The organism is Sedimentibacter sp. B4, from assembly GCF_000309315.1.
GTDB classification, from domain to species: domain Bacteria; phylum Bacillota; class Clostridia; order Tissierellales; family Sedimentibacteraceae; genus Sedimentibacter; species Sedimentibacter saalensis.
In genome coordinates this window covers 1-240 of record NZ_CANG01000624.1, presented here as the reverse complement: position 1 = coordinate 240, position 240 = coordinate 1, and the positions used below count along the sequence as shown (strand labels likewise).

The window sequence follows — 240 nt, the reverse complement described above, 5'->3', positions numbered from 1 at the left end:
TCGGTCATGAGCGAGAGCATCCGCACCGTGGTCAGCAGCGTCTGGTTCGAGAGTTCGCAGACATCCAGCACGTCCAGTTCGCCGGGTTCGAAGAGCCCACCGATCGGCGCGATGCCGAGCTCGGGGCGTCCCTCGGGAGTGCCGAGCCCCTGCCAGGCGAGCGTGAGCGCGCGCCAGAGGTCGCCGTGTCGGCCACCGCGTCGACGGCGCGAAACCCGCCGCAACCGTTCGGTCGAGAAA

1 protein-coding gene is annotated in these 240 nt (G+C 69.2%); it reads right to left on the bottom strand.

The window, feature by feature from the left end; translation table 11 throughout:
* On the bottom strand, positions 1 to 240 hold a 240-nt coding region (locus BN358_RS26730), incomplete at both ends, for a hypothetical protein (RefSeq protein ID WP_198018452.1).